The organism is Rhodococcus sp. OK611 (assembly GCF_003050885.1).
Classification (GTDB): Bacteria; Actinomycetota; Actinomycetes; order Mycobacteriales; family Mycobacteriaceae; genus Rhodococcus_G; species Rhodococcus_G oryzae.
Window position 1 is genome coordinate 50,751 of record NZ_QAOZ01000012.1, and the last position, 18,870, is coordinate 69,620.

19 protein-coding genes are annotated in these 18,870 nt (G+C 69.6%); 8 read left to right on the top strand and 11 right to left on the bottom strand.

Annotation, left to right across the window (positions count from 1 at the left end):
• The first annotated feature begins 48 nt into the window (after nt 1–48).
• Nucleotides 49–3,504, top strand: a complete 3,456-nt coding sequence (locus C8K38_RS16195; RefSeq protein ID WP_097212468.1) for a TM0106 family RecB-like putative nuclease — start codon at nt 49–51, stop codon at nt 3,502–3,504.
• On the opposite strand, the gene C8K38_RS16200 is transcribed toward C8K38_RS16195, so the two are convergent.
• Together C8K38_RS16200 and C8K38_RS16205 are read right to left on the bottom strand one after the other, a co-directional pair.
• On the bottom strand, nt 3,501–4,679 hold the full coding sequence (locus C8K38_RS16200) for an amino acid deaminase/aldolase (protein WP_097212607.1): 1,179 nt from the start codon (nt 4,677–4,679) through the stop codon (nt 3,501–3,503). The two genes, C8K38_RS16195 and C8K38_RS16200, sit on opposite strands and share 4 nt — an antisense overlap.
• A gap of 75 nt (nt 4,680–4,754) precedes the next feature.
• Nucleotides 4,755–5,411, bottom strand: a complete 657-nt coding sequence (locus C8K38_RS16205; protein WP_097212469.1) for a TetR/AcrR family transcriptional regulator — start codon at nt 5,409–5,411, stop codon at nt 4,755–4,757.
• A 76-nt stretch (nt 5,412–5,487) separates the two neighbouring features.
• Between C8K38_RS16205 and C8K38_RS16210 the strand changes: the two genes are divergently transcribed.
• On the top strand, nt 5,488–6,801 hold the full coding sequence (locus C8K38_RS16210) for a D-arabinono-1,4-lactone oxidase (protein WP_097212470.1): 1,314 nt from the start codon (nt 5,488–5,490) through the stop codon (nt 6,799–6,801).
• A gap of 59 nt (nt 6,802–6,860) precedes the next feature.
• Here C8K38_RS16210 and C8K38_RS16215 read toward each other — a convergent pair whose 3' ends face one another.
• From C8K38_RS16215 to C8K38_RS27730, 5 genes are read right to left on the bottom strand one after another with little or no spacing between them, the layout of a single operon-like run.
• Nucleotides 6,861–7,823 (bottom strand): adenosine deaminase, encoded by a 963-nt coding sequence (locus C8K38_RS16215; protein WP_097212471.1) that lies wholly within the window; start codon nt 7,821–7,823, stop codon nt 6,861–6,863.
• A gap of 39 nt (nt 7,824–7,862) precedes the next feature.
• Nucleotides 7,863–9,218, bottom strand: coding sequence for a DUF1254 domain-containing protein (locus C8K38_RS16220; protein WP_306455736.1), 1,356 nt, complete (start codon nt 9,216–9,218; stop codon nt 7,863–7,865).
• Between the two features lie 2 nt (nt 9,219–9,220).
• Nucleotides 9,221–9,982, bottom strand: a complete 762-nt coding sequence (locus C8K38_RS16225) for a crotonase/enoyl-CoA hydratase family protein (RefSeq protein ID WP_097212609.1) — start codon at nt 9,980–9,982, stop codon at nt 9,221–9,223.
• 47 nt (nt 9,983–10,029) lie between these two features.
• A complete protein-coding gene (locus C8K38_RS16230) occupies nt 10,030–10,851 on the bottom strand; it encodes an enoyl-CoA hydratase/isomerase family protein (protein ID WP_097212472.1) in 822 nt (273 codons plus the stop codon).
• 33 nt (nt 10,852–10,884) lie between these two features.
• Complete coding sequence (locus C8K38_RS27730; RefSeq protein WP_257017532.1) at nt 10,885–11,016, bottom strand: hypothetical protein; 132 nt, start codon at nt 11,014–11,016, stop codon at nt 10,885–10,887.
• Nucleotides 11,017–11,028: 12 nt separating this feature from the next.
• Here C8K38_RS27730 and C8K38_RS27210 point away from each other — a divergent pair, with 12 nt between their 5' ends.
• Genes C8K38_RS27210 through C8K38_RS16240 form a run of 3 tightly spaced genes read left to right on the top strand, consistent with a single transcriptional unit; the run spans nt 11,029 to nt 12,578 of the window.
• Nucleotides 11,029–11,181, top strand: coding sequence for a hypothetical protein (locus C8K38_RS27210; RefSeq protein WP_179800601.1), 153 nt, complete (start codon nt 11,029–11,031; stop codon nt 11,179–11,181).
• 45 nt (nt 11,182–11,226) lie between these two features.
• Nucleotides 11,227–11,610, top strand: coding sequence for a MerR family transcriptional regulator (locus C8K38_RS16235; RefSeq protein WP_097212473.1), 384 nt, complete (start codon nt 11,227–11,229; stop codon nt 11,608–11,610).
• Nucleotides 11,607–12,578, top strand: a complete 972-nt coding sequence (locus C8K38_RS16240; protein ID WP_097212474.1) for an aldo/keto reductase — start codon at nt 11,607–11,609, stop codon at nt 12,576–12,578. Before C8K38_RS16235 ends, C8K38_RS16240 begins: the two co-directional genes overlap by 4 nt.
• 387 nt (nt 12,579–12,965) lie before the next feature.
• Here C8K38_RS16240 and C8K38_RS16245 read toward each other — a convergent pair whose 3' ends face one another.
• Both C8K38_RS16245 and C8K38_RS16250 read right to left on the bottom strand, forming a co-directional pair.
• Nucleotides 12,966–14,432 (bottom strand): MFS transporter, encoded by a 1,467-nt coding sequence (locus tag C8K38_RS16245; RefSeq protein WP_097212475.1) that lies wholly within the window; start codon nt 14,430–14,432, stop codon nt 12,966–12,968.
• Nucleotide 14,433: 1 nt separating this feature from the next.
• The gene (locus C8K38_RS16250; RefSeq protein WP_097212610.1) at nt 14,434–15,042 is read right to left on the bottom strand and encodes a PadR family transcriptional regulator; all 609 of its coding nucleotides are present in this window, start codon (nt 15,040–15,042) and stop codon (nt 14,434–14,436) included.
• A gap of 115 nt (nt 15,043–15,157) precedes the next feature.
• On the opposite strand from C8K38_RS16250, the gene C8K38_RS27735 reads away from it, so the two are divergent.
• Genes C8K38_RS27735 through C8K38_RS16265 form a run of 3 tightly spaced genes read left to right on the top strand, consistent with a single transcriptional unit; the run spans nt 15,158 to nt 17,572 of the window.
• A complete protein-coding gene (locus C8K38_RS27735) occupies nt 15,158–15,997 on the top strand; it encodes a phosphatase PAP2 family protein (protein WP_257017533.1) in 840 nt (279 codons plus the stop codon).
• A complete protein-coding gene (locus C8K38_RS16260; RefSeq protein WP_257017534.1) occupies nt 15,948–16,496 on the top strand; it encodes a GNAT family N-acetyltransferase in 549 nt (182 codons plus the stop codon). The genes C8K38_RS27735 and C8K38_RS16260 overlap by 50 nt, the downstream gene beginning before the upstream one ends.
• A 32-nt stretch (nt 16,497–16,528) precedes the next feature.
• Nucleotides 16,529–17,572: a glutathione S-transferase family protein gene (locus C8K38_RS16265; protein ID WP_097212478.1), complete on the top strand. Its 1,044-nt coding sequence runs from the start codon at nt 16,529–16,531 to the stop codon at nt 17,570–17,572.
• Here the strand turns inward: C8K38_RS16265 and C8K38_RS16270 are convergent.
• Together C8K38_RS16270 and C8K38_RS16275 are read right to left on the bottom strand one after the other, a co-directional pair.
• Nucleotides 17,542–17,955: a VOC family protein gene (locus C8K38_RS16270; RefSeq protein ID WP_097212479.1), complete on the bottom strand. Its 414-nt coding sequence runs from the start codon at nt 17,953–17,955 to the stop codon at nt 17,542–17,544. The genes C8K38_RS16265 and C8K38_RS16270 overlap by 31 nt on opposite strands.
• Entirely contained in the window at nt 17,952–18,800 is an 849-nt protein-coding gene (locus C8K38_RS16275) for an AraC family transcriptional regulator (protein ID WP_097212480.1), read from the bottom strand. The genes C8K38_RS16270 and C8K38_RS16275 overlap by 4 nt, the downstream gene beginning before the upstream one ends.
• Between the last annotated feature and the right edge of the window lie 70 nt (nt 18,801–18,870).

Consider the following 18,870-nt stretch of genomic DNA (forward strand, 5'->3'; position numbering starts at 1 on the left):
GGGTGGCGTTCGCCCGGCTCGGTCGGTGCCGTCTGCGATAGTCGTCCCGTGTTCCTCCTCGACGACGTGTTGATCTTCAGCGCCAGCGACTTGTCCCAGGCCGCGGAGTGTGAGTACGCGCTGCTGCGCAGGCTCGACGCGAAGCTGGGGCGGATCGAACCGGCAGGCGCCGACCGGGCGGACCCGATGCTGGCCCGGACGTCCGAACTCGGCGACGCGCACGAACAGCGTCAGCTCGACCGGTACGTCGAGCGCTTCGGGGACGGCGTGGTGCGGATCGACCGACCGCGCCTGGACTGGGAGGAGCTGACCCGGGCGAACAAGGCGACGGTGGCAGCGGCCCGGTCCGGCGCGGACGTGATCTACCAGGGCACCTTCTTCGACGGACGCTTCCTCGGCTTCTGCGACTTCCTGGTGCGTGAGGGCGACCGATACGTGGTGGTCGACACCAAGCTCTCGCGCCACGCCAAGGTCACCGCCCTGCTGCAGTTGGCGGCCTACGCGGACGCACTGACTGCGGACGGCGTCCCCGCCGCGCCGCACGTCACGCTGGTCCTCGGCGATCACAGCACCGCGGACTTCGCACTGGGCGACATCGCGCCGGTGTTCCGACAGCGTCGCGACGAGCTGGTCCGGATCCTCGACCGGCACCACCGCGAGCAGACGCCGGTGGCCTGGGCCGATCCGCGCTACCGCGGTTGCGGCCGGTGCGAGCAGTGCTCGCCGGAGATCGTGCGGACCCGGGACCTGCTGCTGGTGGCCGGGATGCGATTCTCGCAGCGGGAGAAACTGATCCGCGGTGGCGTCGCGGACCTCGACGCCCTCGCCGACCGCACCGAGCCGGTCGAGGGCATGAGCGCACGCACCTTCGGCGGACTGCAGGCCCAGGCGGCCGCACAGGTCCGGCAGGAGCGCTCGCACTCCCCCGTGTACGAGGTGATCGACGGTGCGAGCGCGCTCGCCGCCGTCCCGGAGCCCGACCCGGGCGACATCTTCTTCGACTTCGAGGGCGACCCGCTGTGGGCGGAGGACGGCTCCACCGACTGGGGCCTCGAGTACCTGTTCGGCGTGACGGAGACCGACGGGACCTTCCGCCCGTTCTGGGCGCACGATCGCGCCCAGGAACGCCGCGCCCTGCTCGACTTCCTCGACTACGTCGCCGAGCGTCGCACGCGTTTCCCTGGCATGCACGTCTACCACTACGCGGCCTACGAGAAGACCGCGCTGCTGCGGCTGGCCGGCCGCTACGGCGTCGGCGAGGAATCGGTTGACACGCTGTTGCGGGAGAACGTGCTGGTCGACCTGTACCCGGTGGTCCGCGGCGCGGTCCGGGTCGGCGCCTCGTCGTACTCGATCAAGAAGCTCGAACCCCTGTACATGGGCGAGCAGCTGCGCGACGGCGACGTGACCAACGCCGCCGCCTCGATCGTCGCCTACGCGGACTACTGCGCGCTGCGCGACGCGGGGCGCGAGCGCGAGGCACAGGACCTCCTGAAGGAGATCGCCGACTACAACGAGTACGACTGCGTCTCCACGCTGCGGCTGCGGGACTGGCTGCGGGCCGTCGCGGCCGAGCACGGAGTGCAGCCGCACCCAGCGCAGCAGGTGCTCTCGGCGCCCGTCGAGGAAGCGAGCGCGGCCGAGACCGCGCTCCGCGACCATGTCGGCGACGCCCTGCCAGGAGAGCGGACTGACGACCAGCGGGCCGCGGCCCTGATGGCCGCCGCGGTCGGCTACCACCGACGCGAGCGCAAGCCGTTCTGGTGGGCGCACTTCGACCGGCTCGTCCAGCCCGAGGACGAGTGGGCGGAGTCCGCCGACGTGCTGGTGGCCGAGCGGGCCGAGGTGCCGGTGGAGTGGCACAAGAGCACCCCGCGGCAACGCAAGCAGCGCAGGCACGTTCGCCTCGCCGGGCACTGGGGCGCGGGCACCACGGTGCGCGTCGGTGACCAGGTGTACGCCCTCTACGAGCAGGGCACCGGGATCGGCTCCGACGACCCGCGTGCCCGCGGCGCCGTCCCCGTCACGGTCCTCGCGCTCGAGGAGGAGGTCGGGCCCGACGGCGAGCCGCGCGAGGTGGCGGTCGTGGAGGAACTCGAGCCGACCGGCACCGGCCCGCACGCCGTCCTACCGATGGCCCTTGCCCCCGGCCAGCCGGTCCGGACGGTGGCCATCGAAGCCGCGATCGCCGAGCAGGCCGCCGCGATGGCCGCGGCCCTGCCGTCGATGCCCGCCTCGGCCGCCGTCGACGTACTGCGCCGGGTGCCGCCCCGCACGCGCTCCGGCAATCCGCTCCCCGTCGCCGACCCGGAGCACAAGGCCGCCGCGATCGTCGCGGCACTGCGCGACCTCGACGACTCCTACCTCGCGGTGCAGGGGCCACCCGGCACCGGCAAGACCCACACCGGCGCCGCGGTGGTCGCCGAGCTGGTGAACCGGCACGGCTGGCGAATCGGCGTTGTCGCCCAATCGCATTCGGTGGTCGAGAACATGCTCGACGGGATCGTGCGCGCCGGGGTCCCCGGCGAGCGGGTCGCGAAGAAGCCCGGTTCCGGCCTGGGCGAGCATCCGGCGTGGACGAAGGTCGAGTCCAGCGGACTCGCGGCCTTCCTCACCGAGCACGAGTCGACCGGCTGCGTGATCGGCGGGACCGCATGGGATCTCGCGCACACCGCCCGGGTTCCGGCAGGCAGCCTGGACCTACTGGTTGTCGACGAAGCCGGTCAGTTCTCGCTCGCCAACACCGTCGCGGTGGGGATCTCGGCACGCAACCTGCTACTGCTGGGTGACCCTCAGCAGTTGCCGCAGGTCAGCCAGGGCACACATCCGGAGCCGGTGGACACCTCGGCCCTTGGCTGGTTGGCGGAGGGTCACGGCGCACTGCCGCCGGAGCTCGGCTACTTCCTGGACCGGACCTGGCGGATGCACCCCGCGGTGTGCGCGGCGGTCTCGGACCTGTCCTACGACGGACGGCTGCACTCGCAGGAGCCGGCCACCACCGCCCGCACCCTCGCAGGCGTGGAACCCGGAGTTGTGGCCATGTACGTCGAGCACCACGGCAACTCGACGGAGTCCGTCGAGGAAGCCGCGGCCATCGCGGCTGAGGCGCGGGCGTTGCTCGGCACCCCGTGGACACCCGGTGCCGGCGAGGACACCCGCCCGCTCGCGCAGTCGGACATCCTCGTCGTCGCCCCCTTCAATGCCCAGGTGAGCCTGCTCCGCCGGACCCTCGCCGATGCGGGACTCGACGAGGTCCTCGTCGGCACCGTCGACAAGTTCCAGGGCCGGGAGGCCGCGGTGGTGCTGATGTCGATGACGGCGTCCTCGGCCGACGAGGTTCCCCGAGGCATGGGGTTCCTGCTGTCCAGGAACCGACTCAACGTGGCCATCTCCCGCGGCAAGTGGCGCGCGGTGATCGTCCGCTCCCCGGCACTGACCGACTACCTACCGACCACTCCCGCCGGACTGACCGAGCTCGGCGCGTTCATCCGGACACACCTCTAGCCGAAGCACTGCCCCTCGCCACGAAAGGTCGGCACCGTGGTGCGGGTGCCGTCGGCCTCGACGAGGTGCAGCTCGTTGAACCGCTCGCAGAGCTCGCCTGCCTTGGCGTGCCGGAACCAGACGCGGTCCCCGATCCGAAGGGCCGCTGCCGGATCGCCGGTCACCGGGGTCTGGACCTCGCCCGCGCCCTCGTTCCTGGTGAGCTTGAGGCCCGCGGGCCAGACCGGGGTCGGCACCCGCGTGGGGCCCGCGGGGCCGGACGCGATGTAGCCGCCGCCGAACAGGGTGGCGATACGGGGCGTCGGCTTGCGGACCGCGGACAGCGCGAAGTACACCGACGGGCGCGGGGTGAACGCGTTGTACCGGTCGAAGAGCGTCGGCACGTACAACCCGGAACCGGCAGTCACCTCGGTGACCGAACTGTCGGCGGAGCTGACCTCGAGCGAGCCGGTGCCGCCGCTGTTGACGATCTGCAGCTCGCCGACGGTGGCGGTGACCGCATCCACGACCGCCGTGCGCCTGGTCGCGAGCTCGGCAGCGGAGGCGCGCTTGACCAGCCGAACCGGCGCACTCGTGTCCGGCAGGCCGGCGATCTGGGCCTCGTAGAACATCACGCCCACCACGACGAACCCGCGGCGCTTGGCCTCGCGGGCGACGACCGCGGCCTCATCGGGGGTCCGCAGCGGCGACCGCCGTACTCCGAGATGGAGCGGGCCGACCCGCAGCGAGGCGTCGATGTCGAGGCACACCCGGGCAGGCACCGATGTGCTGCCCGCCGCGTCGTGCAGCACATCGAGCTGGCCCGAGTTGTCGACCATCAGCGTGATCGACTCGAGCAGCAGTGGGTCGGAGGCGAGCTCGGCGAGCGCACCCCGGTCGACGGTCGGGTATCCCATGAGCACATCGCGCGCGCCGAGCCGGACCAGCCAGATCGCCTCGCGCAGCGAGTAGGACATGATGCCCCGGAATCCACCCTGCGCGGTGAGCCCGGAGCCCAGCGTCTCCTCGAGCACTGCCCGGCAGCGAACCGACTTGCTGGCCACCCGGACCGGGGTGCCACCGGCGCGCCGGACGAGGTCCGCGGCATTGGTGCGCAGCGTGCCGAGATCCACCGCGGCCAGCGGCGGATCGAGTTCACGGGTTGCGGCGTCCAGCCGTTCGCGGGTGGAGGTCATGGCGTAGGAGTCCAGCCGTTCGCGGGTCGAGGTCATGGCCTGAGTCAACCATCCAACTGGACGAGTGTCCAGGTTTTAGGCCTGCTCCGCGTCCGCCTCGACCGCCTTCATGGCGATCATCTGCACCGCGTCGTCGAGCTGGGCGATCACTGCCTCGCCGTCGCGGTCGACGAGCCACCGCAGCACGATGCCGTCGATCACCGCGAGACAGAAGCGGGCGATGTGCTCGACCGGTTCGGTCCAGGTGGTCCCCGTGTACCGGGCCGTCTCCTCGAGGAAGGCGGTCGCCTCGATGTCCATCGTCCGGTACTGCAGCGAGGCGATGGACCCGGCCAGCTCGGCGCCCGCGGCCTGCTGCCTGAGCCCGTACGCGGTGATCTCGTAGGTGAGCAGCTGCCGGTTCGGCGTCATCTCGATGAGCGGCCACATATTGGACAGGCCGCTGTGCAGCACCTCGCGCAGGCCACGCAGGCCGCTTTGGTCACCCTCACCCTGCGCCGTGCCGAATGCGTACCGCAGCGCAGCGCTGAGCTGGAGAACGAGGGCCTCGCCCATGGCGGCGACCAGCGCCTCCTTGTTCTCGAAGCAGTAATGGACCACCCCGAGCGAGACCCCCGCCTCCTCGGCGACGGCACGAATGGTGACGGAGTTGATCCCGGTGCGTTCCGCGATACCCATCGCGGACTCGACGAGTTGGGCGCGACGTTCGTCCGCAGGAAGCCGATTCAGCATCTGCCGATCCTAGAACGCCGGAGCCAGTTCCGTATCAGGTGTTGACCTGGACGATCGTCCAGTAGATTATGAGTGAATGGAATCACATTTCTGGCAGAACTGGGCCGGCTGCGCCAGCGCACGGCCCACTCGCCTCGCTGCACCCGCGACTGTCGCGGAGCTGAGTGACGAGATCACCCGCGCCGCAGCGGAAGGCTTGCACGTCAAGTGCGTTGGTGCCGGACATTCCTTCACACCCGTCGCGGTCACCGACGGCGTGCAGATCAGCCTGGACAACCTTACGGGGATCCAGTCCGTGATCCCGGTGGAACCGTCGGGCGCCCTCGTCACCGTCCTCGCGGGCACTCGCCTGAACGAACTCAATCCCACATTGTGGTCTCTGGGTCTCGCGATGACGAACCTCGGCGACATCGACGTGCAGTCCATCGCGGGCGCGATCTCGACCGGCACCCACGGCACGGGCGCCCGTTTCGGGGGTCTGGCCACCCAGGTCCGCGGGCTGCAGATCGTGCTGGCGGACGGCTCGGTGGTGAACTGTTCCGCCGAGGAGAACGCGGAACTGTTCAACGCCGCGCGGCTCGGTCTGGGCGCGCTCGGCGTCATCGCGTCGATGACGCTGCTGTGCGAGCCCGCCTACGCCATGCGTGCGGTCGAGGCCCCCGCGCGGCTGAGCGAGACCATGGAACGGATCGACGAGCACGCCCACGGCGTCGACCACTTCGAGTTCTACTGGTTCCCGCACACCGACCGGGTGCTGACCAAGCACAACACCCGCCTGCCAGGGGACACACCGCTCACCCCCGTCAACAAGGTCCGCGGCTACATCGACGACGAACTGCTCTCCAACACCCTGTTCGAGGGCGTCAACCGCGTCGCCGCCCGGTTCCCGGCCGCGATCCCGCGGATCAACAACCTCTCCTCGCGGGCGCTCTCGGCGCGCGAGTTCACCGATCGCAACTACGCGGTCTTCGCCTCCCCGCGCCGGGTGCGGTTCCGCGAGATGGAGTACGCGATCCCCGCCGAGGCGCTCCCCGAGACGCTGCGCGAGATCGACGGCTGGCTACAGAAGTCCGACTTCCGGGTCGCGTTCCCCGTCGAGGTCCGGTTCGCCGCGGCCGACGATGTCTGGATGTCGACCGCGAACGGCCGCGACACCGCCTACATCGCCGTGCACCAGTACCACCGCCGCGATCACAGCGAGTACTTCAACGCCGTGGAGTCGATCGCCCGCGCCGTCGACGGACGGCCGCACTGGGGCAAGCTGCACTCGCGCACCGCGGCGGATCTGCAGCCGACCTACGCGCACTTCGACGAGTTCCGGTCCGTGCGGGACAAGTACGACCCGGCCCGGGTCTTCGACAACGCCTACCTGCGCCAGGTGCTGGGATAACGGCGCTCCGCGCCCCGTGAGTGATTTGCACCCCGCTTGGGGTGCAAATCACTCACAGCTCAGCCGAGCAGCGCCGCCTTCCGCTCGGGCGAGGCGAACGAGGCCCGGATGGAGTTGCGGGCCAGGGTTTCCCGTTCCTGCTCGGTGAGCCCGAGCTCCGCCTGCAGGCGGGCGAAGTTGTCGTCGACGTACCCGCCGAAATAGGCGGGGTCGTCGGAGTTCACCGTGACCAGCAGTCCCGCTTCGAGCATGCGGCGCAGCGGATGCTCGGCAAGGGTGTCGACCACCTTCAGCCGCACGTTCGACAGCGGGCAGACGGTCAGGGGGATCTGCTCGTCCACGAGCCGAGCGATCAGCGCCTCGTCCTCCAGGCACCGCACGCCGTGGTCGATCCGCTCCACCTCGAGCAGATCCAGCGCCTGCCAGATGTAGTCGGGCGGGCCCTCCTCCCCCGCGTGTGCCACGGTGTGCAGCCCGTTAGCCCGCGCCCGCGCGAACACGTCCACGAACAGCGACGGCGGATAGCCGACCTCGGCGGAGTCCAGGCCGAGACCGAGGACCGGGACGTCCAGCCTGAGCACCTCGTCCAGCATCGCCTCGGCCTCGGGCACCGGCCGGTCCCGCAGCACGGCCGCGATCAGGTCGCTGGACACCCCGAACTCGGCCTCGCTGGCGCGGACGGCATCGGCCAGCCCGTCGAGGACCGCGCGCAGCGGCACCCCGCGGGCCGTGTGCGCCTGCGGGTTGAAGAAGATCTCCGCGTGCTGGACGCCGCCCGCCGCCGCGCGCGCGAAATAGGCGCGGGCCAGGTCGGCGAAGTCCTGCTCGGTCCGCAACACCGCCATGTTCGCGAAGTAGAGGTCCAGGAAGGACTGCAGGTCGCTGAACTCGTAGCGGCCGCGCAGGTCATCGAGGTCCCGGTAGGGCAACTCCACCTTGTTGCGCTCGGCAAGCGCAAAGATCAGCTCCGGCTCGAGGGATCCCTCGATGTGCATGTGCAGCTCGGCGAGCGGGGTCGACACGGTGTCCTCCTGAGGTCGTCAGGCGTCCAGTATCCCGCGTCAGCTCGCCGGTTCCGGCGCCGGCGGCGTCCACGACTGGTCGGTCGGCAGGTAGGAGCGCAGCATGAGGACGAACTCGCCGGGCGGGGCGGGCAACCAGTTCGAGGGGCCGGACGCGGGCGGCTGGGCCCCGATCCAGAGGTCGAGCGAGCCGTCGGCGCCCCGCACCAGTCCGGGGGTGCGGTCACCGATCGCATAGCGGCCCAACGGGTTCGCCACGAAGAACATGTCCGGTCCGTACAGGGTGACGGACCAGAAGCCGCGCTCGTCGATGGGCGGCAGCCCGCCTGCCGGGAAGTGCAGCCGATAGCCGCCACCGTCTCCGCGCAACGCGGCGCCGCCCGAGTCGGTCCTGGCGACGTAGTACATCGACTCCTCGGGCACGTTCGCCCCGAGCCCGATCTTCGCGACCCCGGCGCGGTGCAGGTAGTCGGTGCCGTACCGGCCCGCGTCCTGCAGCGAGCTCCACGGCCCGTCGCCACCGAACGAGGTGTTCGCGAGCCCGACGATCTGCTTGTCGCCCCGGACAACCCCCGCCGCCATGGCCGCGACGTCGTCCGGCTCGCCGCCGCTGGGGGTCGCGCCTGGCGTCACCCCGAGGGTGGCGAGGTGCTCGAGCATCGGTGCGTCCGCCGCGGGCGGCGGGTTGGCCGCGAGGATCGCGGACAGCTCGTCGAAGACCTTCGGCCCGGAACCCGCGATCGCCTGCGGCGCCGGGTTGTTGCCGCAATCGGTCGGGGGCAGCGGCGGCGGCGCGTCCGGGACCGGAGAGGTGAGCACGGTCATCTTGTACTGCTGCTGGGCGGCACGAGCCGCGGCGAGGTCGGCGTCGGACTCCACCAGGGTGCGCCCGATCATCCAGGCATCCCAGGTGGGCGACTCGATCACCGCGGCGCCCGCGGGCGTCTCGCCGTGCCACCCGGGCGGCACGATCACGTGCGAGCCCGCCGCCTGCCCGGTCTCCCTGGTGCCGATGTTGCCGAACACGTTGGTGTACATGTCGAGCAGCTGGAAATCGAAGTACCGCTCCCCCATCTCCGGATGGGTAAGCAGCACCGGGCCGGACCGCAGGTCGAGCCAGGCGATCGAGTACAGGGTGTCCGCGTTCGGGGCGACGACCACCCTGGTCTCCGGCCCCGACATGGCGGCCTGGCTGTAGAGCTGGTTGACCGGCAGCAGACAGATCATGTTGGCCCTGGTCCGGGCCAGGGCGATCGGCGCGTAGCCGTAGACGTAGCCGTCGGCCGCGACGTCTGCCGGCGCCGTCGCCGAATCCTCTTCCTGCGAGGCGCACCCGCCGAGCAGTCCGGCCACCACGACGAGTGTCGACAGCGCCGCCACCCGACGTCGGCGCACCCCTATCGGCCCTTCCAGACCGGGGCGCGCTTCTGCGCGAAGGCGATCGCCCCCTCCTGCGCGTCCTCCGAGGCGAAGACCGGTCCCATCAGCTCCAGCTGCCGCGTAAACGCCTCCTCGTCGGTCCAGCCGGACGACTTGACGATCACCTCCTTGGTGGCGGCGACCGCGAGCGGGCCGTTGGCGGTGATCCGCTCGGCCAGCTCCAGCGCGCCGTCGAGCGCCTTGCCGGGTTCGGTCAGCCGGTTGACGAAGCCGTAACTGTGCGCCTCCTCCGCGGTGAAACTGTCTCCGGTGAGCGCCAATTCGAGCGCCTTCTGGTACGGAATCCGCTTCGGCAGCCGCAGCAGGCCGCCACCCGCCGCGACCAGTCCCCGCTTGACCTCGGGGATGCCGAACCTGGCCTCCGAGGACGCGACCACCAGGTCCGTCGCCAGCACCAGCTCGGTGCCGCCCGCGAGTGCGTATCCCTCGACGGCGGAGATGATCGGCTTACGGGGCGGCGCCTCGGTGAAGCCGAGCCCCTTGCCGGGGGCGATCACGTTCTCGCCCGCGACGAACGCCTTGAGATCCATGCCCGCGCAGAAGTTGCCCCCGGCGCCGGTCAGGACGGCGAGCGACAGGTCCGCATCGGCGTCGAGTTCGTCGACCGCGGCCGCGAGCCCGTTGCTGACCGCGGCGTTGATCGCGTTGCGCGCCTCCGGGCGGTTGATGGTGATGACCAGGATGCGGCCACGACGTTCGAGCAGCACTTCATCAGACATGCCGCCCACCCTAGGCGCTGCCGCGCCGACGCGAGCCGACTCCGCGCTCAGCGCCCCGTGTAGGTGGCCTTGCCCGGTCCGACGTCGAGGAAGCTGCGGACCGCGCCCGCGAGGTCCTCGGTACCGAACAGCAGGCCCGAGACTTCCGGGGTGATCGAGTCCGCGTGTGCGACACCGCCGGAACGCCAGGCCTCGATGATCTGCTTGGTGGCGTGGTGTGCACGGGTCGGACCGTCCGCGAGCCTCACGACCAGGGCGCGGGCGGCCGCGTCGACATCCTCGTGCACCGCGTTGACGACCCCCCAGGAGGCCAAGGTCGCGGCGTCGTACAGATCGCCGGTCATGACCAGTTCCCTGGCCCGGCCGGAACCGGCACGCTCGGCGAGCCGCTGCGGGCCGCCCATCGACGGCGTCAACCCGACCACCGTCTCGACGAGACCGAACTTGGCCTTGGGTGCGGCGAGGATGATGTCGCAGGCGAGCGCGATCTCGAACGCGGCGGTGAGCGTCAGCCCGTGCGCGGCGTACACCACCGGGCAGGGCAATGCCTCGATCTGGTGGATGATCTCCGCGAACAGGGTCCGCCACAGCTCGGCGCCCTGCTCGGCGCTCAACCCCCCGAAGACATGCACGTCCACGCCGCCGGAGACGACCTTGCCCTCGGCGCGCAGCAGCACCGCACGCGGCGGGGCCGCGCTCAGCGAATCCACGTCGGCGGTGATCGCGTCGAACATGGCCTGGTCGAACAGGTTCAACGGTCCGTGCGCGAAGGTCAGCACGGCGATCTCGGCGCCGGCGTCCGTGGTGATGCGCTCCAGCCGGGTCGGCTGGGCGGGCTCGGAACCGGCAGGCGGGAACGAGGCAGTCATGGCGTCAGCCTGCCACACCCGAGCCCGCGCGGCCTAGGCCTGGACGCGTTGCTGTTCGGCGTCAACCGCGGGCTTGTCGCCTTCCCGGATCGGCCGCGAGAAGTACAGCGACGCAACGAAACCGATCAGCAGCACACCCGCGGGCAGCAGCACCGCCTGCGCCATCGAGGTGCTTTGGTGACGTGGAAGGGCGCGCCGTGCGGGCGCACCGGTTCCGACGGACCGAGCCACCACGGCGTGAGGGACCTCGCGATCCTGCAGGCGTGCCTGGCATCCCCATTGCCGCCCCTCGACTCGGTGCGCCTCGCCGAGGAGTTCGGCGATGCCTGAGTCGGGGTTGACTTAGAGCGCACTCGAAGTCTTATCGTGGGGCGCGTGAAGCCGGTCGAACACTCCTTGTCCATCGCCGAAGCCGCCGAACGTACTGGTCTCAGCACGCACACCCTGCGGTACTACGAACGCGCCGGGCTCATGCTGACGGCGGTCGATCGCGCCTCGTCGAGGCATCGGCGATACAGCGATGACGACATCACGTGGGTGGGGTTCCTGACGAAGCTCCGATCCGCGTTGATGCCGATCGCACAGGTGCGCGAGTACGTCGACCTCGTCCGGCTCGGCGAAGCGACCAGGGTGGCACGGCTCCACATGCTCCAGCGGCATCGCGTCAGCGTCGTCGCGAAACTCGATGACATCTCGCAGGCTCTCACCGCCATCGACGCGAAGATCGCCATCTACTCGAAGGGAAGCGGAAACGAATGAAGCACATCGCACTCGGAACGCTCGACGTCTCACGCCTCGGCCTCGGCTGCATGGGCATGTCGGCGTACTACGCGGGGGCCGGAACCGACGACGCCGAGTCCATCCGCACGATCCATCGCGCGATCGACCTGGGAGTCACGTTCTTCGACACGGCCGAGATCTACGGGCCCTACACAAACGAGGAACTGCTCGGGCTCGCACTCCGGAACCGACGCGACGACGTGGTGATCGCCACCAAGTTCGGCTCAATCCGCCATCGCACCGACGGTGCACATGGACTGGACGGCAGCCCCGAGAACGTCCGGCTCTCGATCGAGGGCTCGCTGACGCGACTCGGTGTCGATCACCTCGACCTGTACTACCAGCACCGGATGGATCCGGCGACACCGATCGAGGAGACCGTAGGCGCCCTGGCCGAGCTGATTGGCGAGGGCAAGATCAGGGGTTACGGCCTCTCGGAAGCGGCACCGGCGACGATCCGGCGCGCGCACGCGGTGCATCCGGTGACCGCAGTGCAGACCGAGTACTCGCTCTGGACCCGCGATCCCGAGCTGGAGGTGCTCCCGACGGTGCGCCAGCTCGGCATCGGGTTCGTGCCGTACTCGCCGCTCGGCCGCGGCTTCCTCACGGGGGCGATCCGCTCGACAGACGCGCTCGAGCCGGGCGACTCCCGGCGCGACACCCCGCGCTTCGAGGGCGAGAACCTCGACCGGAACCTCCGCATCGTGGAGGCCGTCGAGTCGGTTGCCGCCGAGGTGGGCGCGACTCCCGCTCAGGTTGCGCTCGCGTGGCTCCTCGCCCAGGGCGACGACATCGCACCCATCCCAGGGACGAAGCGGGCGAGCCGCCTCGAGGAGAACGTCGCGGCCGACGACATCACCCTGACCTCCGACCAGCTCGCAGCGCTCGACGCGGTGCCCGCCCCGTCGGGCGACCGGTACAGCGACATGTCGCCGGTCAACCGCTGAGTCGCCCCTCCCACACGGAAATGGCCGCCGGTTCTGGCGGTTTCAAGGGGTCATCGCAACACTTGGTGTGGCTGGTCCTGTACGGCGAGCTTATGCAAAAAGCTGGGCCGGGGTTTCCCGGCCCAGCGTTTTGCGTGGTCTGCGGTTGAGCATCCGAGCGACGGTTGCGACAACCCTGCCAGCAGGCCATTACCGGCAGCTGAGCGGAAGAACACCGCTGTGGTTCCCGACTCGAGCGCGTAGTCAAAATCTGCGAAGCAATCCTGCAGACTGAGCTCGGTCATGCCGCCAGAGCCTTCTCGAGATGCGCAAGACAGCGGGCAAGCTCATCGCAGGCGGGAACGACGCAGTCATGGCGTCAGCCCGCCACACCCGAGCCCGCGCGGCCTAGGCCTGGACGCGTTGCTGTTCGGCGTCAACCGGGGGCTTGTCGCCTTCCCGGATCGGCCGCGAGAAGCACAGCGACGCAACGAAACCGATCAGCAGCACACCCGCGGGCAGCAGCACCGCCTGCGCCATCGAGGTGCTGAACCCGTCGACGATAAAGCTCGGCATCGCACCGCCCGCCTCGTGCTCACCGCCGGTGGGTACCCCGTTGGCGGTCAGCCGCGAGGTGATCAGGGCACCGATGCCTGCGCTACCGAGCACCGCACCGACCTGGCGGGTGGTGTTGTACACACCCGAGCCCGCGCCTGCCGCATTCATCGGCAGGTTCCTGGTGGCGGTTGCCGCCAGCGGCGACCAGATGAAGGCGTTCGCGACGCCCATCAGGGCGATGGGCAGCAGCAGCTCCCAGATCGCGACGTCCGGCTTCATCACCAACGCGAGCCAGCCGAGGGAGATCGAGAGCATCAGGAAGCCGGGCGCGGCGATGTAGCGCGGGTGCACCCGGTCCACCAGCTTGCCGACGTTCGGCGCCAGCGCGCCGGTGAGCACCGCCATCGGGACCATCAGCAGCGCCGAACCGGTCGGCGAGAGCCCACGGACGGCCTGCGCGTAGAACATCAGCGGCACCACCATCGCGGTGATCGAGAAGCCCATCGACGTGATCGCGATATTGGCCAGGGAGAAGTTGCGGTCCTTGAACAGTCCCAGCGGCAGCAGGGGCTCGTTCTTGTTCCACGACTGGTACCAGATGAAGACCGCGAGCAGGATCAGGCCGGCGACGATCGACAGCCAGACCAGCCCGGACCAGTCGTAGGTGTTGCCCTCCTGCAGGCCGAAGACCAGGAAGAACATGCCCGCGGCGCTCAGGATCACCCCGGGGATGTCGAAGCGGTGCTGATGGGTCTCGAGCGACGGCACGAACCGCCACGCGGCGAAGAAGGCGATGATGCCGACTGGGACGTTGACGATGAAGATCCACTGCCAGCCGAGTCCGTCGACCAGGACGCCGCCCGCGAGCGGGCCGACCAGGGTGGCGACACCGGCGACGGCACCCCACAGCCCCATCGCGGTACCGCGCTTGTCCGGCGGGAAGATCCGGGTGATCACGGCCATCGTCTGTGGGGTCATCAGCGCGGCACCGAAGCCCTGGAACACGCGGGCGACGATGAGCATCTCGATGTTGCCGGACAGACCGCACCAGAGCGAGGACGCGGTGAACAGCGTGAGCCCGATCAGGTAGAGGTTCTTGGGACCGAACCGGTCACCGAGTCTGCCCGTGACGAGCAGGGGGACCGCATAGGCCAACAGATAGGCGCTGGTCACCCACACGACGCTGTTGATGTCGGTCTGCAGATCCTCCATGATCGCCGGGTTCGCGACCGCGACGATGGTGGAGTCCACCAGGATCATGAAGAACCCGAGGCACAGCGCCCAGAGCGCCGGCCATTGCTTGATCTCGGTTTGCATGTCAATCCTTCGCAAGTTGGGGATTGCGCTTACTGATGAGTTCCTCTGTGAGCCAAGGTAGTTCGCCGCTCTCGATCTCCACGATCAGGCCCCGCAGCCAGTCGGCCTCGGCCTTGGCAACTGCCCGCAGGTAGTCCATCCCGAACCAGAAGACCCGCGGGATGTCCTCGGCCACCACCGCCTGCCGCATCCCTTCGAGTTCCCGGATGTCCTCGTCGATCCGGGACACCCGTTCGCCGAGCAGCTCGCAGACGGTGTCCGCGTCGAGATTGTGCGCCTCCGCGAGGGCCACCGGGAACTGCGGGTACTCACTGACCGGGGTGGCCAGGATCTCGCGGATCCGCACGGTCAGCGCCGCCCGGCCCGCCTCGGTGATGGCGTAGGTGGTGCGCTCGGGACGGTTGCCCTCACGCTCCGTGCCGAGCACTGCGACGAGTTCCTGCCGCTCCAACCGGTCGACGGTGTGATAGAGCGAGCCCGGCCGGATCTTCACCAGCCGATCATCGCGCCGCTGGATGAGCAGTTGGTACATCTCGTACGGATGCATGGGCCGCTCGAACAGCAGCGCCAGCACCGTGATCCCGAGGGGAGTCAACGCCGTTGCCGCCACGTCCACGCCTTCCTATTCCGCACCAATTAATCCAGATGGAATATACGGCGCGGAGGGATGGTTCGGCAACAGCTTTCTCATGAAGCTCTCATCTGGGCGCGGCATCCTGATCCGAATGGGGATCCAGAAGGCGAAGGCCCGTGGCCGCGTATCGCGGTTCATGCCGGGCGCGACGATCGCGGCGACGTGCGCGATCGCGTTGATGCTCGTGCACTCGGTGTTCGTCACCACCGAAGGCGGCCAGCTCCTCGACCAGCAGATCATGCGCACCGCGAACGCCGCACCCGACTCCTGGCACGAGGCGGGCTTCACCCTGCTCGGAGCGGTGAACGCGACGGTCATCGCCGCGGCGATCGGCGCGATCGTCCTCATCGGGCTGATCCGTCGTCGACCTCGCTCGATCGTGGTCGCGCTGGCGGTGATCGCCGGCGCGAACCTCACCACGCAGGCGGTCAAGGTGCTGCTCGACCGGCCGCATCTCGGCTGGGGCGCGCAGAACACGCTCCCCAGTGGGCACGTCACCGTGATCACCTCGCTGGCGGTCGGGCTGGCGATGGTCCTGACCCCGGGCTCGCGGTCGGCGGCCGCCGCGCTGATGTGTGGGGCCGCCGCCGCGGCCGGGTCCGCTGTGATGATCTGCCAGTGGCACCGGCCGAGCGACGTGATCGCCGCGGTGCTCGTCGTCGTCGGCTGGGCGGCGATGCTGTGGCCGGCGTGCGCCGCGCGCCGGGACCGATACCGTGACGAGGGTGGACGCCCATCAGATCGACATCATCGCCCTGGCCTGGGCCAGGGAACTGGGACTGCCGGACCTCGGCCTGGTGCGGCCGGATACCCGTCACATCCGGGTGGACCAGAGCTCCGACCGGGTCCGGTTCCTCCGGTTGGCTGGAGCGAGCGCGCTGGTGGGCCCGGACTGGGCGATCGAGCGGGCGGAGCGCTACAGCGACGATGAGCTGACCGACGGCGCGACGATGCTCACGATCACCAAGGACCACGGCGGCAGTTGTTCGGGCCCGCGGCTGCTGTCCTTCGCCGCCGACGTGGGCACCGAGATCGGCCGCGAGGACCCACTGATCTCGCACGACCTCGAACACGTGCTTGCCCTGCAGTCGGCCTGCCCGCCCGACGACACGGCGGAGGCCGATCTCACCGGCAAGCGGAACTGGTTCACGCTCGTCGATGCCGCCGGGACGCCGCTGTCCTCGTCCGGGTACGCGGAGTGGCAGGGCATCCTGGCCCACATGGGCACACTCACGTCGCCGGACCATCGCAGGCGCGGACACGGAGCCGTTGTGGCCCGGCTGACGACGAACGACGCGATCGACGTGGGCCTGATCCCGCAGTGGCGCAGCCACCCCGGCAACACGGCCTCGCGCCGACTGGCCGCGTCGCTTGGCTACGAAGAACTGGGCGTCCATACCGTGGCCACGCTCCCCCGAAGTACCGTGTGATTGTTGCCCACTATCGACGGAGTTGATGAACAGTGACCGACGAGAACAGCACCGCGGGGTCGTATGTCGAAGCGGGCCAGGAGTTCACCCGCGACACCCGCTACATCACCACCCGGATCACCGCGGACGGCCGTGACGGCTACCCTGTCGAGCCCGGTCGCTACCGACTCGTCGTCGCGCGGGCCTGCCCCTGGGCGAATCGGGCCATCATCGTGCGGCGTCTACTCGGCCTCGAGGACGTCCTGTCGATGGGCATCTGCGGGCCGACCCACGACCAGCGGAGCTGGACCTTCGACCTCGATCCCGGTGGGGTGGACCCGGTGCTGAAGATCCCGCGCCTGCAGGACGCGTACTTCGCCCGCTTCCCCGACTATCCGCGTGGGATCACGGTGCCCGCGATCGTCGACATCCCGACCGGTCAGGTGGTGACCAACAACTACCCGCAGCTCACCCTCGATCTCTCGACCGAGTGGAAGCAGTTCCACCGCGAGGGCGCACCCGACCTGTACCCCGAGGCGCTGCGACCGGAGATCGACGAGGTCGCCGAGCTGGTGTTCAAGGACGTCAACAACGGCGTGTACCGCTGCGGATTCGCCGGCACCCAGGGGTCGTACGAAGAGGCCTATGACCGTCTCTTCGCGAGGCTGGACTGGCTGACCCACCGGCTCGCGACGCAGCGATTCCTGGTGGGCGACACCATCACCGAGGCGGACGTCAGACTGTTCACCACCCTGGTCCGGTTCGATCCGGTCTACCACGGGCACTTCAAGTGCAACCGCAGCAAGCTCACCGAGATGCACGTGCTGTGGGACTACGCGCGGGACCTGTTCCAGACGCCGGGCTTCGGCGACACCATCGACTTCGCGCAGATCAAGAAGCACTACTACGTGGTGCACTCCGATGTGAACCCGACCCAGATCATCCCCAAGGGGCCGGATCTCGCCAACTGGCTCGAGCCGCACGGGAGGGAAGCGTTGGGCGGCAGACCGTTCGGCGACGGCACGCCGCCCCATCCGCCGAAGCCCGACGAGGTGGTCCCCGCCGATCACTGGGTCCTGGGCGGCTCGCCTGCGTAGGTGCCGAAACTCCAGTACACGCCTTCGGGATCGCGGCAGGTGAACCCGCGGGAGCCGTAGTCCTCGTCGGTGAGCCCCTTCACGATGGTGGCCCCGCCATCGACGGCACGCAGATACAGCGCGTCGGGGTCCGGGACGACGATGTACACCGAACCGACCCCCGTCGGCAGGTCCCCCACCGCGGAGTCGGGGCGTTGCGACCCGAGCATGACGCCGCCGCCGCCCGGCCAGTCGAGCTGGGCGTGGTCGACCCGCTCCCCCTCGCCGTAGACGGCGGTCTCGATGAATCCGAAGGCGTCCACGAGGAACGCGATGGCCCCTCGCGCGTTCGCGTAGCTGAGCGTGGGCCAGATCGTGGTGGTGTTGATCGTTTGTGTGCTCATACCCTCGACACTGCTCCTTCCGATGTCTGGTCCGCTTGGATGAATGAGAACAGCTCCTCGGCCCGCCACCTCGACGGCGGGATCCCGACGATGTCCCGCCAATCGCGCGCCAGGTGGGCCTGGTCGTAGAAGCCGCACCGGGCGGCGGCGTCGGCGAGGGAGATGGACGGCCGGCTCCGCAGGAGTTGATGCGAGCGGTGGAAGCGAGCAAGCTTGGCCGCCTCCTTGGGGCTGACTCCGAACTCCGCGGCGAACCGGCCGACCAGGTGCCTTCTGCTCCAACCGATCTCGCGGGCCACCTGGCCGACCCGGACCACACCGTCGGCGGCCGTCAGGAGCTGCCACGCGTGCTCGAGGTGCGGATCGATCTCGGCGTCGGCGAGGCGGCGGGACAGCACCTCGTCTAGCACCGCGAAGCGGGCCTCCCAGGAGTGCTGCGCCGCGATCCGGTCGCTCAGCTCGGCGGCGTCGGCGCCGAGCAGGTCCTCGAGCTCGACGACCCAGGCACCGAGCTCGGCGGCGGGCACACCGAGCAGCGCCCTTGAACCGGCCGGGGTGAGGGCGAGCTGCACACCGTGCTGGTTGCCGTCGTGCCGGATCGTGACCGGCGCGGTGGACAGGCCGCTTGCGAGGGTGCCCCAGGCGCCGGGCTGCTGCCGCGGATCGGACATCCGTGCGAGTTCGAGCGGGGCGTCGAGCGCGATGATCACCGTCAGGTACGGCGAGGGCAGGCCCAGATGCGAGCCGGGCTCGAACCCGGTCAGTCGATAGCCCTCGTAGGGGCCGACGAACGGGCGCAGGGCCTGCGCGGGCGATGTCCGTCTACCCTCCGAGTGCCCGGTCATGATCTCAGCGTAGGCAGTGATCTGCGTCGCATCCAGGGATGACGTGCCCGGGCCAGGAACAAACACGATG